Below are 14,041 nucleotides of genomic sequence, written 5' to 3' on the forward strand. Positions count from 1 at the left end.
TCTCGCTATTCTGCCAGCACGATGATGTCGGCGTGGCGGTTGGCCAGCACCTGGCCGTCCCGTTCCAAAGTCACGTAGCCGCGATAGGCGCCGGGGGGCCAGCCGCCTTCGGGCGCACGGCGGCCATAGGCGCGGAAGAGCTGCGCCTGCGGCGCCTCGAGCGTCTCGGAATGATAGAAGATCTCGCCCTCGGGGCCCGAGGCGGTGATGCGCATGGTGTCGCCGGGCTGGGCATAGAAGACGTAACCGTATAGCACCAAAGGCGTGTCGAAGGTGGTCTCGGTCACGCGGGCATCGCCGGATTTCACGTCGTCGAACGCGGGTACGGCGGTGGAAAAGGCGGCGGTGAAGAGCCCCGCGCGGTGATAGGGCAGGGCGGTTTCCCACAGTCCCGGGCCGGTGGCGGTGCCGCAGGTGCCGGGTTCGGCCTCGGGCAGGAAGGGATCGATGACCTCGCCATCCTTCAGAACGGTCAGGTGCAGATGCGGTGCGTTGGTCATGCCGCTCAGGCCGATCTCGCCCAGGGGCGTTCCGGTCTCGACCTGTTGGCCTTCCTGTACGACGATCGAGCCTTTCTTGAGGTGGCAATAGAGGGTCTGCCAGCCATCGCCATGGTCGATGCGCGCGCCGTTCCCGCATTCCTGCCCTGCCACACGGTCGCTGGTTTCCGGGGTGAATGCGATGTCCTCCATCCCGTCGCGGGTGGCCGCGACGCGGCCAGGCGCGGCGGCGAGCACGTTAACGCCCGTCTCCATCGCCTCGAATGACATCAGGTGAAAGTCGGTGCCGCGATGGTCATCTCGGCTTTTGAGGCCGCACATGAAATCGAATTGTCCCTGGCCGGGGTCAAGGTCGACGTAATCCTCGATATAGCAGCTTTGGCCCAGGGCGCAGTCGATGGGCAGCGCGAGGGTCGGCGGCTCTGCCATGGCGGGAGTGGCCAGCAGAATGAGGGCGGCGGTCAGTGCGGCATGATCGACGGTCGGCAAGGGGAAACCTCGAAAGCTGGGGGCGGACGCTAAAACGGGCGGCATGAGATGCCGCCCGTGTCATAGCTTACCGCAAAGCCTGCGCCCGTGTCACTCTGCCGTGAGAAGAGGCGGCTTTTTTCCCGACAGGCGCGGATGTTCCGGGCCCTCGATGCGCAAATCGATCTGGCCGTCCTTGACCCCGACCTTGACGACGCCGCCCTTGGCGAGCTTGCCAAAGAGCAACTCCTCGGCCAGCGGCTTCTTGATGTGTTCCTGGATCACGCGGCCCAGGGGGCGCGCGCCCATCTTGTCGTCGTAGCCCCTGTCGGCCAACCATTCGGCGGCGGGCTTGGTCAGCTCGATGGTCACGTTGCGGTCCATCAGCTGGGCTTCGAGTTGCAGCACGAACTTTTCGACCACTTGCAGGATGACCTCTTTCGGCAGCGGGCCGAAGGAGATGACCGCGTCCAGCCGGTTGCGGAATTCCGGCGTGAAGGTGCGTTCAATGGCGGCCGTGTCCTCGCCCTCGCGGCGGTCGCGGCCAAAGCCGATGGCGGCCTTGGCAAGCTCGGTGGCGCCGGCGTTCGAGGTCATGATCAGGACCACGTTGCGGAAGTTCACAGTGCGGCCGTTATGGTCGGTCAGGTTGCCGTGGTCCATCACCTGCAGAAGGATGTTGAACACGTCCGGATGCGCCTTTTCGATCTCGTCGAGCAGGAGCACGCAATGCGGATGCTGATCGACGCCGTCGGTCAGCAGGCCGCCCTGGTCAAAGCCGACATAGCCCGGAGGCGCGCCGATCAGGCGGGAGACCGCGTGTTTCTCCATGTACTCGGACATGTCGAAGCGCAGCAGTTCCACGCCCAGCGTATCGGCAAGCTGTTTCGCCACCTCGGTCTTGCCGACGCCGGTGGGGCCGGCGAAGAGGTAGTTGCCGATGGGTTTTTCGGGCTCGCGCAGGCCGGCACGGGCCAGCTTGATTGCTGCCGACAGAGCCTCGATCGCGGTGTCCTGGCCGAAGACGACCCGCTTGAGCGAGCCTTCGAGATCCTTAAGCACCTCGGCATCGTCCTTGGAGACGTTTTTCGGAGGAATGCGGGCGATCTTGGCCACGACATTCTCGATCTCCTTGGGACCGATGGACTTGCGCCGCTTGGAGGCGGCCACGAGATGCTGTGCGGCGCCGGCCTCGTCGATCACGTCGATGGCCTTGTCGGGCAGCTTGCGGTCGTTGATGTAGCGCGCCGAAAGGTCCACCGCAGTACGGATGGCCTCGGCGGTGTATTTCACGCTGTGATGCTCCTCGAAATAGGGCTTGAGGCCCTTGAGGATCTTGATCGCGTCATCGACCGTGGGCTCGACCACGTCGATTTTCTGGAACCGGCGGGAAAGGGCGCGGTCCTTTTCGAAATGCTGGCGGAACTCCTTGAACGTGGTGGAGCCCATGCAGCGCAGCTTGCCGCCCTGAAGCGCGGGCTTCAGCAGGTTGGAGGCGTCCATCGCGCCGCCCGAGGTGGCGCCGGCTCCGATCACGGTGTGAATCTCGTCGATGAAGAGCACCGCGTCGGGATGTTCCTCGAGCTCGGTCACGACGGCCTTGAGCCGTTCCTCGAAATCGCCGCGATAGCGCGTGCCGGCCAGCAGCGCGCCCATGTCGAGAGAGAAGATGGTCGTTTTCGACAGGACCTTGGGCGTTTGGCCGCCCACGATCTTGTGCGCGAGGCCTTCGGCGATGGCGGTCTTGCCGACGCCGGGATCGCCCACCAGGAGCGGGTTGTTCTTGCGCCGGCGGCAGAGCACCTGGATGCAGCGCTCGACCTCGCTGTCGCGACCGATCAGGGGATCGACGTCGCCCCGCCGGGATTTCTCGTTGAGGTCGACGCAGTACTTGGCCAGGGCGGATTCGCCGTTCTCAACCTGCTCGCCCTCGGACGAGGACTTGGTCTGTTCGGCCTCTTCCTCGCCCACACCCTGCACGGGCCGGGATTCGCCAAAGGCCGGGTCCTTGGCCACGCCATGGGCGATGAAGTTGACCGCGTCGTAACGGGTCATGTCCTGCTCCTGCAGGAAGTAGGCGGCGTTCGACTCGCGCTCGGCGAAGATGGCGACGAGCACGTTGGCGCCCGTCACCTCGGTGCGGCCCGAGGACTGCACGTGGATGGCGGCGCGCTGGATCACGCGCTGGAAGGCGGCGGTGGGCACCGCCTCGGAGCCTTCGATGTCGGTGACGAGATTGGACAGGTCATCGTCGATGAATTCCACCAGCGTGGTGCGCAGGTCTTCGGTTTCGACGCTGCATGCCTTCATCACGCGGGCGGCGTCGGGTTCGTCGATCAGGGCCAGCAGGAGATGTTCCAGCGTGGCGAATTCGTGTTGGCGCGCATTGGCCAGGGCCAGTGCAGCGTGGATTGCCTGTTCCAGCGTGTTAGAGAATGACGGCACGGTGTGCTCCCTCTGCTTGGGCTAGGGCCGGTCCCGCGACCTTCGCCTTATATGATTAAAGTTTGGTCGATACAGGCCAGCCTTCAAGGACTTTTTTCCAAAACCCGTTCACTTTTCCCTGTCCGATCTTACAAAAGCCGCTTTTGCAGGCCGTCCCCGTGACAATTTGGCAAGCCCAGCCGGGCGTGCCTAGAAATTGTCCTTCCGGGTGCGGATTTCGGCGAACACGTCGGCGGCGTCGGCGCCCGTCATGCCAAGATTCGCCTGCACGGCGGGATCGGTGGCACGCAGGAACGGGTTGGTGGCCAATTCTTCGGACAGGGTCGAGGGAACGGTCGGTTTCCCTTGATCGCGGGCGGCTTCGACCGCCTTGACCCTTGATATAAGCGCCGGATTGTCGGGATCAATAGTGACCGCAAAACGGCCGTTGGCGGCGGTGTATTCATGGCCGGAGCAGATGGTCGTGTCGGGCGGCAGGGCGGCGAGTTTAGACAGGCTGTCCCACATCTGGGGCATGGTGCCCTCGAAGACGCGGCCACAACCCAGGGCCATCAGGCTGTCGGCGGTGAAGGCCACCTTGCTGTCCGGAAAGTGAAAGGCGATGTGTCCGATGGTGTGGCCCGAGACGTCCATGACGGTGCCCGTGTCCGAGCCGATGTTGATGGTGTCGCCGTCCTGAAGCGCGATATCGAGCTTTGGCAGGCGGGAGGCGTCGGCGGCGTGGCCCACGACCTTTGCGTCATGCTTGGCCAGAAGCTCATCCAGGCCCTGCACGTGGTCGGCGTGATGGTGGGTGATGAGCACATGCGTGGCGTTCCAGCCCTTGTCTGCCAAAGCCTTGAGGATCGGCGCGGCCTCGGGAACGTCCACCACGGCGGTCTCGCCGCTCTCAGGGTCGTGGGCGAGAAAGGCGTAGTTGTCCGAAAGGCACGGGACGGTTTCGATCTGCAATGTCATTGGTCGATCCTTGAATTCGTGGTTATGTTTGCCCCGAGAGTGACGGATCGAGGCGCGGGCTGCAATGCATCTGGACGTGCAGGACCTGAGGAATTTCTATTACCGCAACCCGCTGGGGCGCGCGGTGCAGAAAACCGTGGGCGCCGAAATCAGGGCGCTTTGGCCCGAGGCGAAGGGTCAGACGGTGGCGGGCTACGGCTTTGCCGTGCCGTTCCTTCGGCCCTACCTGAAGGACAGCCGCCGGGTGATCGCGCTGATGCCGGCGCCGCAGGGGTGATCCGCTGGCCGTCGGACAAACCCAATATCAGCGTTCTGTGCGAAGAAACCCTGTGGCCGCTGGAGACGGGGCGTGTCGACAAGCTGATGCTGGTGCATGGGCTGGAGACATGCGAGCGGCCCGGCGAATTGCTGGAGGAGTGCTGGCGGGTGCTGGGGCCGGGGGGCTCGGCGCTGTTCGTGGTGCCGAACCGGGCGGGGCTGTGGTCGCGCAGCGACCGCACGCCATTCGGGTTCGGGCGCCCTTACAGCCAGAGCCAGCTGGAGTCGCAGCTGAAAACCCGCAATTTCCTGCCCGAGCGGCACGTGACCGCGCTCTACCAGCCGCCGTCGCACCGCAAATTCTGGCGCAAGACGGCGGGCATGTGGGAGAACATGGGCGGCAAGCTGTCGGTGGTGCTGAAAGGCGGCGTGCTGATCGTGCAGGCCACCAAGCGGGTGCACGCGCCCACCGATCGCGGCTCGGCCATCCGCGACACGGTGCGCAGCCCGCTGGGCGTTCTGCGGCCAAAGCCGGATCCGCAGGCCAAGCCGGTCTAGCTACGCCGCAAGACCGCGCGCACCAGCATTCCCGCGCAAAGTCCCAGCCCGACGCCGAGCGCATCGGCGAGAAGATCCAGCCACTCGGCGCCGCGCCCGAAGGCGGGCTGGATGATCTCGATCGCCGCGCCGAAGGCGATGCAGGCGGGGGCGAGACGCAGGGCGCGGCGCGGCTCGGTGCAGGCCATGGGCAGGATCAGGGCCGCGAAGGCCAGAAAGTGCAACACCTTGTCGATCAGCGTGAACGGTACCGGCGCCGCGTCGTGCGGCCAGAGCATGACCACGAGGATGCCGACCGCCAGAAGGAGGGTCAGGGCGCGGGCGTACCGGACAAGGGAAGAGGCGGGACGGGTCATCGCAGGCTCCTTAGGACCAGACCGGCCGGCGTGCAATCGGCGTGTTTCGAGGCCGGAAGAACACGCTTGGCGCGTGATAGCGGTAACGCGACGCGCGCCCTGCGAGGGCCAGTCTTGCCGGAGTTTTCGGCACGCCGTTCACGAAGGAATCGCAAAAAAGCGACGAAAAGTTACGATTTTTGTCGCAATAAAAATGCGCATTCGGTCGCATCCGGGGTAAGCCTTTGAAAAACAATGGTATCCACCGGCATACAACTCCTTTCTGCTAGCTTGCGAGGTTCGGAACGGTCTGCTAAACCGCCCACGAAAATCGATGTCTCGCGAGTTTCATCGTCTCTAACCACCCTGGTAAAGACGGCCTTTGCGCCGTCTTTTGTCGAGCCGGGGTCAAACTATCGGAAGGGTGGACGTGTCCGAACCAGCTTCGATCTCCTCCGGCATTGCCGAACGCTATGCCACTGCCATTTTCGAGCTTTCCAAAGACGCAAACTCGCTGGACAAGCTTGAAACGAACCTTGCCGATCTTTCCGCCGCCCTGAACGACAGTGCCGATCTGCGTGACCTGATCAGCAGCCCGGTCGTCAGTCGCGAGGACCAGGGCCGTGCCATCACGGCCATTGCGGAGAAGATGGGTCTTGTCCCCGAGCTGAAGAACGGCCTGGCGCTGATGGCGCAAAAGCGCCGCCTGTTCGTGCTGCCGCAATTGGTCCGCCTGCTGAACGAGCGCATTGCCGATCACAAGGGCGAAGTGACCGCCGATGTGACCAGCGCCGTCAAGCTGACCGACGCGCAATCGAAGAAGCTGGCCGAGACGCTGAAGAGCACCGTCGGAAAAGACGTCAAGATCAATGCGACCGTCGATGAAAGCCTCATTGGCGGTCTTGTCGTAAAGGTAGGCTCGAAGATGATCGACACGTCGATCCGCTCGCGCCTCAATTCCCTACAGAATGCAATGAAAGAGGTCGGATAAATGGGTATCCAAGCTGCAGAGATTTCTGCGATCCTTAAGGACCAGATCAAGAATTTCGGCCAGGAAGCCGAAGTTGCCGAGGTGGGTCGCGTGCTGTCAGTCGGCGACGGGATTGCCCGCGTCCACGGCCTCGACAACGTGCAGGCCGGTGAGCTGGTGGAGTTCCCCGGCAGCATCATGGGCATGGCGCTGAACCTGGAGACCGACAACGTCGGCGTCGTGATCTTCGGCTCGGACCGGGACATCAAGGAAGGCGACACCGTCAAGCGCACCAAGTCCATCGTGGACGTGCCCATCGGTGACGAGCTGCTGGGCCGGGTCGTGGACGGTCTGGGCAACCCGCTGGACGGCAAGGGCCCGATCAAGGCTTCGGCTCGTGGCGTCGCGGACGTCAAGGCGCCGGGCATCATCCCGCGCAAATCGGTGCACGAGCCGATGGCAACGGGTCTGAAATCGGTCGACGCCATGATCCCGATCGGCCGTGGCCAGCGGGAGCTGATCATCGGCGACCGCCAGACCGGCAAGACCGCCGTGGCTCTGGACACGATGCTGAACCAGAAATCCTATAACGACGCCGCCGGCGACGACGAGAGCAAGAAGCTCTACTGCGTCTACGTTGCCGTGGGACAGAAGCGCTCGACCGTGGCGCAGCTGGTGAAGAAGCTGGAAGAAGCCGGCGCGATGGAATATTCCATCGTCGTGGCCGCCACCGCGTCGGACCCCGCGCCGATGCAGTTCCTGGCGCCCTATTCGGCGACCGCCATGGCGGAGCATTTCCGCGACAACGGCCGTCACGCGCTGATCGTGTACGATGACCTGTCGAAACAGGCCGTGGCCTATCGCCAGATGTCGCTGCTTCTGCGCCGCCCGCCGGGCCGCGAAGCCTACCCGGGCGACGTTTTCTACCTTCACTCCCGCCTGCTGGAGCGGTCGGCCAAGCTGAACGAAGAGAACGGCTCGGGCTCGCTGACGGCGCTGCCGATCATCGAAACGCAAGGCGGCGACGTGTCGGCCTTTATTCCGACCAACGTGATCTCGATCACCGACGGCCAGATCTTCCTGGAAACCGAGCTGTTCTACCAGGGCATCCGCCCGGCCGTGAACACCGGTCTGTCGGTCAGCCGCGTGGGCTCCTCGGCCCAGACCAACGCGATGAAGTCGGTTGCCGGCCCGGTGAAGCTGAGCCTTGCGCAGTACCGCGAAATGGCGGCCTTTGCCCAGTTCGGCTCGGACCTCGATGCCTCGACCCAGCGTCTGCTGAGCCGTGGTGAGCGTCTGACCGAGTTGATGAAACAGCCGCAGTACTCGCCCCTGACCAACGCCGAGATCGTCTGCGTGATCTACGCCGGCACGAACGGCTATCTCGACAAGATCAGCGTCGACCAGGTTGGCCGGTTCGAGGACGGGCTGCTGAACCACATGCGCACCAAGCGCAAGGACGTTCTGGACTGGATCACCAACGAGGATCCCAAGATCAAGGGCGACGCCGAAGACAAGCTCAAGTCGGCCATCGAAGAGTTCGCAGCCGACTTCGGATAAGGGGGTGACGAGGCAATGCCGAGTCTGAAGGACCTAAAAAACAGGATCGAGTCGGTCAAATCGACCCGCAAGATCACCAAGGCCATGCAGATGGTGGCCGCCGCGAAACTGCGGCGGGCCCAGGATGCGGCCGAAATGGCCCGCCCCTATGCCGAGCGGTTCAATGCGGTGATGTCCAAGTTGGCAGCCGCCGCGGGCGATGCCGAGAACGCGCCGCCCCTGCTGCGCGGTACGGACAAGGACGATGTGCATCTGCTGGTCGTGATGACCGCCGAGCGGGGCCTGTGCGGTGGCTTCAACGCCAACATCGCCAAGCTGGCGCGGACCGAGATCAACAGGCTCAAGTCCGACGGCAAGACCGTGAAGATCATCACCGTTGGCAAGAAGGGCCGGGACGCGCTGAAGCGTGACTTTTCCGACCTGTTTATCGACCATGTCGATCTGTCCGAGGTGAAGAACGTGGGCTATGCCGACGCGCAGAAGGTGGCGCAGAACGTGCTGGATCGTTTCGACAACGAAGAGTTCGACGTCGCCAAGATCTTTTTCTCGGAATTCGAGAACGTGGTCAGCCAGAAGCCGACCATGAAGCAGGTGATCCCCTTCGAGATCGACGAAGCGGCGGCTGAAGAGTCGGACGATGCCGGCACGATCTATGACTACGAGCCCGACGAGGACGCGATCCTGCGCGACCTGCTGCCCCGGGGCGTGGCCACGGCCATCTTCAGCGGCCTGCTGGAGAATGGCGCCAGTGAACAGGGCGCGCGGATGTCGGCCATGGACAACGCGACGCGCAACGCGGGCGAGATGATCGACAAGCTGACCATCGAGTACAACCGCTCGCGTCAGGCCGTGATCACCAACGAGCTGATTGAAATCATTTCGGGCGCCGAGGCGCTTTAAGAACAACCGGAGAAACGACAATGGCCAAAGCAAAAGGCAAAATCACACAGGTGATCGGCGCCGTGGTGGACGTGCAGTTCACGGACCACCTGCCCGAAATCCTGAACGCCCTGGAAACCGACAACAACGGCAAGCGGCTGGTTCTCGAAGTGGCCCAGCACCTTGGCGAAAACACCGTGCGCACGATCGCCATGGACTCCACCGAGGGCCTGGTGCGCGGCCAGGAAGTGACCGACACCGACGGCCCGATCAGCGTGCCGGTGGGCGACGCCACCCTGGGCCGCATCCTGAACGTCATCGGCGAGCCGGTGGACGAGGGCAAGCCGATCGAGGCGAAAGAGACCCGCGCGATCCACCAGCCCGCGCCCGAGTTCGAGGCACAGTCGACCGAGTCGGAAATCCTGGTCACCGGCATCAAGGTCGTCGACCTGCTGGCGCCTTACGCCAAGGGCGGCAAGATCGGCCTGTTCGGCGGCGCCGGCGTGGGCAAGACGGTTCTGATCATGGAACTGATCAACAACATCGCCAAGGTGCACTCGGGCTACTCGGTTTTCGCCGGTGTGGGCGAGCGTACGCGTGAGGGCAACGACCTCTATCACGAGATGATCGAGTCGAACGTGATCGACCCCGAGAACCTGGAGAACTCCCAGGTGGCGCTGGTCTACGGCCAGATGAACGAACCGCCGGGCGCGCGTGCTCGTGTGGCGCTGACCGGACTGACGCTGGCCGAACAGTTCCGCGATGCCTCGGGGACGGACGTTCTGTTCTTCGTGGACAACATCTTCCGCTTCACGCAGGCGGGCTCCGAGGTGTCGGCTCTGCTCGGCCGCATCCCCTCGGCTGTGGGTTACCAGCCGACGCTGGCCACGGACATGGGCGCGATGCAGGAACGCATCACGTCGACCAAGGCCGGTTCGATCACCTCGATCCAGGCCGTGTACGTGCCCGCGGACGACCTGACCGACCCCGCGCCGGCCACGACATTCGCCCACCTCGACGCCACGACCGTTCTGTCGCGCGCCATCTCGGAGCTGGGCATCTACCCGGCCGTGGACCCGCTCGACTCGAACTCGCGTCTGATGGACCCGCAGATCGTGGGCGAGGAGCACTACAAGGTGGCGCGTGACGTGCAGGGGATCCTGCAACGCTACAAGTCGCTGCAGGACATCATCGCGATCCTCGGCATGGACGAACTGAGCGAAGAGGACAAGCTGACCGTGGCGCGCGCCCGGAAGATCCAGCGCTTCCTGTCGCAGCCTTTCGACGTGGCCAAGGTTTTCACCGGCTCGGACGGCATCCAGGTGCCGCTGGAAGACACGATCGCGTCCTTCAAGGCGGTTGTGGCCGGCGAGTACGACCACCTGCCCGAAGGCGCATTCTACATGGTGGGCGGCATCGACGACGTGAAGGCCAAGGCCGAGAAGATGGCCGCGGACGCCGCATAAGCGTGGGTTTTCACCCACCCTACGGGAGGGCCCAAAGGGTGGGCGAGACCTGGCGTGACAGAAACGGAGGCCAATATGGCTGATACAGTGCAGTTCGACCTTGTGAGCCCCGAGCGCCTGCTGGCGTCGGTGGAGGCGACCGAGGTGCAGATCCCCGGCACCGACGGCGACATGACGGCCATGGCCGATCACGCGCCGCTGATCACGACCCTTCGACCGGGCGTGGTACGCGTCTCCGGCTCGGATGGTGACAAGGAATATGTCGTCACCGGAGGCTTTGCCGAGATCAACGCCGACTCGATCTCGGTGCTGGCGGAACGCGCCCTGCCGCGCGAGGACATGACGCAGGACGAATTCCAGAAGATGGTGGACGAGGCGACAGACCGGCTGGCCAAGGCGCAGGAAACATTCGTCAACGAGCCCGGGCCGGTGGACGACGCGGCGAAACTGCTGGCCGACATGGTGGCGATGGGCGACCAGATCGGCCTGTCCACCACGTCCAAGGCGCCAGCGCCCTGAGGGGCTGACGCGCAAGGTAGCATTCTGGGAAGGGCCCACAAATGTCGGGCCCTTTTCCTTTTTGGTTCTCAATTTCGACGAAAAGCGATAGTAGGACCATTGGCGTGGCGGCGCGTGGCGGTAAATGAAATATCTTGTCAATCAGACCATCGGGATTGAGCAGGGTGATGATGTCCTGTTTTCCGACTATGAGGATGGCGGCGAGATGTGGACCGGCACCGGCGCCCGCGAACGCCGCCGCAAGGTGACGTTCGGCACCGCCTTCAAGGAACCGCCCGCCGTGCATGTCAGCCTGTCGATGTGGGACATGGACAGCGCCACGAACGCCCGCGCCGATGTCACCGCCGAGAAGGTGGTGACGACGGGGTTCGAGGTGGTGTTCCGCACATGGGGCGATACGCGCGTCGCCCGCGCCCGGATCCGGTGGATGGCCATCGGTGCCGTGCCGCACGAGGACGACTGGCAGCTTCACTGAAGAGCTTTGTGCCTCCGGCGGAGATATTTTTCGCCAGAGGAAGCAGCACGGCGGTGTTTCTTCTTCTGGCTACAAATATCCCGGGGTTTGGGGCTGGCCCCAATCAAGCAAAAGAGCGTGGCGCAGCCACTCGATCGGGTCAGGCTCAGGTGCCAAACTGTCCTTCGTAGATGGGCTCCAGCGTCGGGGTTTCGAAGAGCGACGACACCGAAGTGCCGTTCCAGATGTTCAGGATCGCCTGGGCAAAGACCGGGGCGGTGGGGATGATACGGATATTGGGGGTGTTCTTGACCGCTTCGGTGGGCTGGATCGTGTCGGTGATGACCATGGATTTCAGCACCGAGTTGGTGATCCGTTCCACTGCGGGCCCAGAGAGTACGCCGTGGGTGGTGTAGGCGTGCACCTCCTTGGCGCCGTTGTCGAGCAGGATCTGTGCCGCCTTGCACATGGTTCCGGCGGTGTCGCACATGTCGTCGACGATCACGCAGATCTTCTCGCTGACATCGCCGATCACGGTCATCTCGGCCACTTCGCCGGCTTTCTCGCGGCGTTTGTCGACGATGCTGAGGGGGGCGTTGATCCGCTTGGCCAGTTCCCGGGCGCGGGCCACGCCGCCGACGTCCGGCGAAACGATCATCACGTCGTCGAGGTGGTTGCGGAACTGGGTCATCACATCGAGTGCGAAAACCGGAGAGGCATAGAGGTTGTCGACGGGAATGTCGAAGAACCCCTGAATCTGGGCCGCGTGCAGGTCCATCGTCAGGACCCGTTCGATGCCCGCCTCGACGATCATGTTGGCCACCAGCTTGGCCGAGATGGGTGTGCGGGCCTTGGTGCGGCGGTCCTGCCGCGCATAGCCGAAATAGGGGATCACGGCGGTGATGCGCTTGGCCGAGGAGCGGCGCAGCGCGTCGGACATGATGAGCAGTTCCATCAGGTTGTCGTTGGCCGGGTTCGAGGTGGGCTGGATGATGAACATGTCCTCGCCGCGGACGTTCTCGAACACCTCGACGAAGATCTCGCCGTCATTGAAGCGCTCGACGCGGGCGTCGACCAGCCCGACATTGACTCCGCGGTGCATGGACATCCGGCGCGCGACCGCCTTGGCGAGCGGCATGTTGGCGTTGCCGGAAATGAGCTTCGGCTCGTGTGTGACTGACATGTGAAAGGGTCCCCGGGTGGTCGATCTTGACAGATTCGTGACGTTGACACCGATTAGCATGGGTGGCACCTGTGGCAAAGACATGCATTGGGTAAGGGTGCCGAATGCCGCGAAAGGCCCGACAAATGAGACGCACCCTGCCGCATTTCCCCGCAGATGCCCCCGTGGTGCGCGATGCCTGACGGGTTGAAAGCCGGATTTCCGACCTATTGGACGACATTCGGGCAAGGCCCCGAAGCCGCGCTGGCCATCCATTGCTCGCTGGCGCATTCGGGCAGTTTGAGCGGGCTGGCGCGGCACCTGTCGGGGGCGCTGACGTTCACAGCGTTCGACATGCCGGGGCACGGGCGCAGCGGCACTTGGGACGGGCGCGGCGAGATCCAGAAAGTGACCGCCGAGATCGCGGCCGATCTGCTGGATGGTCCGGCGCATGTCGTCGGGCATTCCTTTGGTGCGACGGTGGCGTTGCGGTTGGCCCTGATGCGGCCGGAACTGGTACGGTCGCTGGTGCTGATCGAGCCGGTGTTCTTTGCCGTGGCGTTGGACGATCATCCGGAGATGCGCGAGGGCTTTGCAGCGCAGATGTCCGGGTTTACCGAGGGGATGGCGACCGGGGACCGGCACGCGGCGGCGCGGGCCTTCTTGTCAGTCTGGGGCAACGGGGCGGAGTGGCAGAGCCTGGGCGCCGAGGAGCGCGACCGGCTGGCCGCGCAGATGCCGCTGGTCGAGGCGGGGCACGGGGCGCTCTACGATGACGTGGGCGGTATGCTGGCGCCCGGTGTCCTGCAGGGCGTGACGCAATCCGCGCTGCTGATCGAGGGCAGCGAGTCGCCGGACATCATCGGCGCGATCAACGAGGGACTCGCGGCGCGGTTGCCCAACGCGGAACGGGCGGTGATGGCCGGGGCGGGGCACATGGTGCCGATCAGCCATCCCCGGCAGGTGAGCGCGGAAATCCTGCGGTTCCTGCGCGATGTGTGACGCCGACGGCTGGTCTTGCGTAACTTCGCGCTAGCTGTTGACGGGCGGCAGGAACCGGCCAGGTCCGGGCCGCGTTCAACCGGTCGGGAGGCCAAGCATGACCATCGTCATACTTTACGTCGTCACCTTTGCAGTCTTTCTGGGGCTGGATTACCTGGGGCTGAGCTACCTGATCAAGCCGACCTTCGAGAAGGATATCAAGGGCCTGCTGCTGGACAGCCCCCGGCTTGGCCCGGCGGTCGCATTCTATGCCTTCTACGTCTTCTGCGTGCTGTGGTTCGTCAGTTGGCCCGCGATGCAGCAGGATCACAGTTTGCTGTGGGTGTTCGGAACGGCTGCGCTGATCGGGGCGATGGGCTATGGCACCTACGAGTTCACCAACCTGTCGACGCTGAAGGACTGGACGTGGCGTATGGTGGCCACGGACTTCACTTGGGGTACGCTGCTTACTGCGGTGTCCGCGACCGTGGGCGTTGCCGTGGCGCGGTGGTGGGCCTGAAACCGCGCG

Annotated in this window: 13 protein-coding genes and 1 pseudogene; 9 read left to right on the forward strand and 5 right to left on the reverse strand. The window is 64.0% G+C overall.

The genetic code is table 11. The features are described 5' to 3' along the window. Positions 1–5: 5 nt before the first annotated feature. From ACSQ76_RS04545 to gloB, 3 genes are all read right to left on the reverse strand, one after another. Complete coding sequence (locus ACSQ76_RS04545; RefSeq protein WP_437155626.1) at positions 6–989, reverse strand: M23 family metallopeptidase; 984 nt, start codon at positions 987–989, stop codon at positions 6–8. A 90-nt stretch (positions 990–1,079) separates the two neighbouring features. Then, positions 1,080–3,413: an ATP-dependent Clp protease ATP-binding subunit ClpA gene (gene clpA / locus ACSQ76_RS04550; protein WP_306128222.1), complete on the reverse strand. Its 2,334-nt coding sequence runs from the start codon at positions 3,411–3,413 to the stop codon at positions 1,080–1,082. A 189-nt stretch (positions 3,414–3,602) separates the two neighbouring features. Then, positions 3,603–4,370: a hydroxyacylglutathione hydrolase gene (gene gloB / locus ACSQ76_RS04555; RefSeq protein ID WP_437155627.1), complete on the reverse strand. Its 768-nt coding sequence runs from the start codon at positions 4,368–4,370 to the stop codon at positions 3,603–3,605. Between the two features lie 64 nt (positions 4,371–4,434). On the opposite strand from gloB, the pseudogene ACSQ76_RS04560 reads away from it, so the two are divergent. Then, a pseudogene (locus ACSQ76_RS04560) lies at positions 4,435–5,186 on the forward strand (class I SAM-dependent methyltransferase). Here the strand turns inward: ACSQ76_RS04560 and ACSQ76_RS04565 are convergent. After that, positions 5,183–5,542: a VanZ family protein gene (locus ACSQ76_RS04565; RefSeq protein WP_437155628.1), complete on the reverse strand. Its 360-nt coding sequence runs from the start codon at positions 5,540–5,542 to the stop codon at positions 5,183–5,185. The pseudogene ACSQ76_RS04560 and the gene ACSQ76_RS04565 overlap by 4 nt on opposite strands. 403 nt (positions 5,543–5,945) lie before the next feature. Between ACSQ76_RS04565 and ACSQ76_RS04570 the strand changes: the two genes are divergently transcribed. The 6 genes from ACSQ76_RS04570 (at position 5,946) to ACSQ76_RS04595 (ending at position 11,390) form a co-directional block, all read left to right on the forward strand. Continuing rightward, complete coding sequence (locus tag ACSQ76_RS04570; RefSeq protein WP_306128218.1) at positions 5,946–6,512, forward strand: F0F1 ATP synthase subunit delta; 567 nt, start codon at positions 5,946–5,948, stop codon at positions 6,510–6,512. Next, the gene (atpA, locus tag ACSQ76_RS04575; protein WP_306128217.1) at positions 6,513–8,051 is read left to right on the forward strand and encodes a F0F1 ATP synthase subunit alpha; all 1,539 of its coding nucleotides are present in this window, start codon (positions 6,513–6,515) and stop codon (positions 8,049–8,051) included. Between the two features lie 15 nt (positions 8,052–8,066). Further along, positions 8,067–8,951 carry a F0F1 ATP synthase subunit gamma gene (locus ACSQ76_RS04580; RefSeq protein WP_437155629.1) on the forward strand — a complete coding sequence of 295 codons (885 nt, stop codon included), beginning with the start codon at positions 8,067–8,069 and terminating at the stop codon, positions 8,949–8,951. A gap of 20 nt (positions 8,952–8,971) precedes the next feature. Beyond that, entirely contained in the window at positions 8,972–10,396 is a 1,425-nt protein-coding gene (atpD, locus tag ACSQ76_RS04585; RefSeq protein ID WP_306128215.1) for a F0F1 ATP synthase subunit beta, read from the forward strand. Between the two features lie 75 nt (positions 10,397–10,471). Further along, the gene (locus ACSQ76_RS04590; RefSeq protein ID WP_306128214.1) at positions 10,472–10,915 is read left to right on the forward strand and encodes a F0F1 ATP synthase subunit epsilon; all 444 of its coding nucleotides are present in this window, start codon (positions 10,472–10,474) and stop codon (positions 10,913–10,915) included. 124 nt (positions 10,916–11,039) lie between these two features. Next, entirely contained in the window at positions 11,040–11,390 is a 351-nt protein-coding gene (locus tag ACSQ76_RS04595) for an H-type lectin domain-containing protein (protein ID WP_437155630.1), read from the forward strand. Between the two features lie 145 nt (positions 11,391–11,535). On the opposite strand, the gene ACSQ76_RS04600 is transcribed toward ACSQ76_RS04595, so the two are convergent. Further along, positions 11,536–12,552 carry a ribose-phosphate pyrophosphokinase gene (locus ACSQ76_RS04600; RefSeq protein ID WP_437155631.1) on the reverse strand — a complete coding sequence of 339 codons (1,017 nt, stop codon included), beginning with the start codon at positions 12,550–12,552 and terminating at the stop codon, positions 11,536–11,538. Between the two features lie 174 nt (positions 12,553–12,726). Here ACSQ76_RS04600 and ACSQ76_RS04605 point away from each other — a divergent pair, with 174 nt between their 5' ends. After that, entirely contained in the window at positions 12,727–13,533 is an 807-nt protein-coding gene (locus ACSQ76_RS04605; protein ID WP_437155632.1) for an alpha/beta fold hydrolase, read from the forward strand. 97 nt (positions 13,534–13,630) lie between these two features. Continuing rightward, positions 13,631–14,032: a DUF2177 family protein gene (locus ACSQ76_RS04610; RefSeq protein ID WP_437155633.1), complete on the forward strand. Its 402-nt coding sequence runs from the start codon at positions 13,631–13,633 to the stop codon at positions 14,030–14,032. Positions 14,033–14,041: the final 9 nt, after the last annotated feature.

Source organism: Roseovarius sp. B08, from assembly GCF_051417955.1.
Classification (GTDB): domain Bacteria; phylum Pseudomonadota; class Alphaproteobacteria; order Rhodobacterales; family Rhodobacteraceae; genus Roseovarius.

Bases quoted from the DNA above. Each gene is read 5' to 3' on its own strand.
- gloB (WP_437155627.1), bottom strand. From the start codon at position 4,370: ATGACATTGCAGATCGAAACCGTCCCGTGCCTTTCGGACAACTACGCC.
- ACSQ76_RS04565 (WP_437155628.1), bottom strand. From the start codon at position 5,542: ATGACCCGTCCCGCCTCTTCCCTTGTCCGGTACGCCCGCGCCCTGACC.
- atpA (WP_306128217.1), top strand. From the start codon at position 6,513: ATGGGTATCCAAGCTGCAGAGATTTCTGCGATCCTTAAGGACCAGATC.
- ACSQ76_RS04580 (WP_437155629.1), top strand. From the start codon at position 8,067: ATGCCGAGTCTGAAGGACCTAAAAAACAGGATCGAGTCGGTCAAATCG.
- atpD (WP_306128215.1), top strand. From the start codon at position 8,972: ATGGCCAAAGCAAAAGGCAAAATCACACAGGTGATCGGCGCCGTGGTG.
- ACSQ76_RS04590 (WP_306128214.1), top strand. From the start codon at position 10,472: ATGGCTGATACAGTGCAGTTCGACCTTGTGAGCCCCGAGCGCCTGCTG.
- ACSQ76_RS04595 (WP_437155630.1), top strand. From the start codon at position 11,040: ATGAAATATCTTGTCAATCAGACCATCGGGATTGAGCAGGGTGATGAT.
- ACSQ76_RS04600 (WP_437155631.1), bottom strand. From the start codon at position 12,552: ATGTCAGTCACACACGAGCCGAAGCTCATTTCCGGCAACGCCAACATG.
- ACSQ76_RS04605 (WP_437155632.1), top strand. From the start codon at position 12,727: ATGCCTGACGGGTTGAAAGCCGGATTTCCGACCTATTGGACGACATTC.
- ACSQ76_RS04610 (WP_437155633.1), top strand. From the start codon at position 13,631: ATGACCATCGTCATACTTTACGTCGTCACCTTTGCAGTCTTTCTGGGG.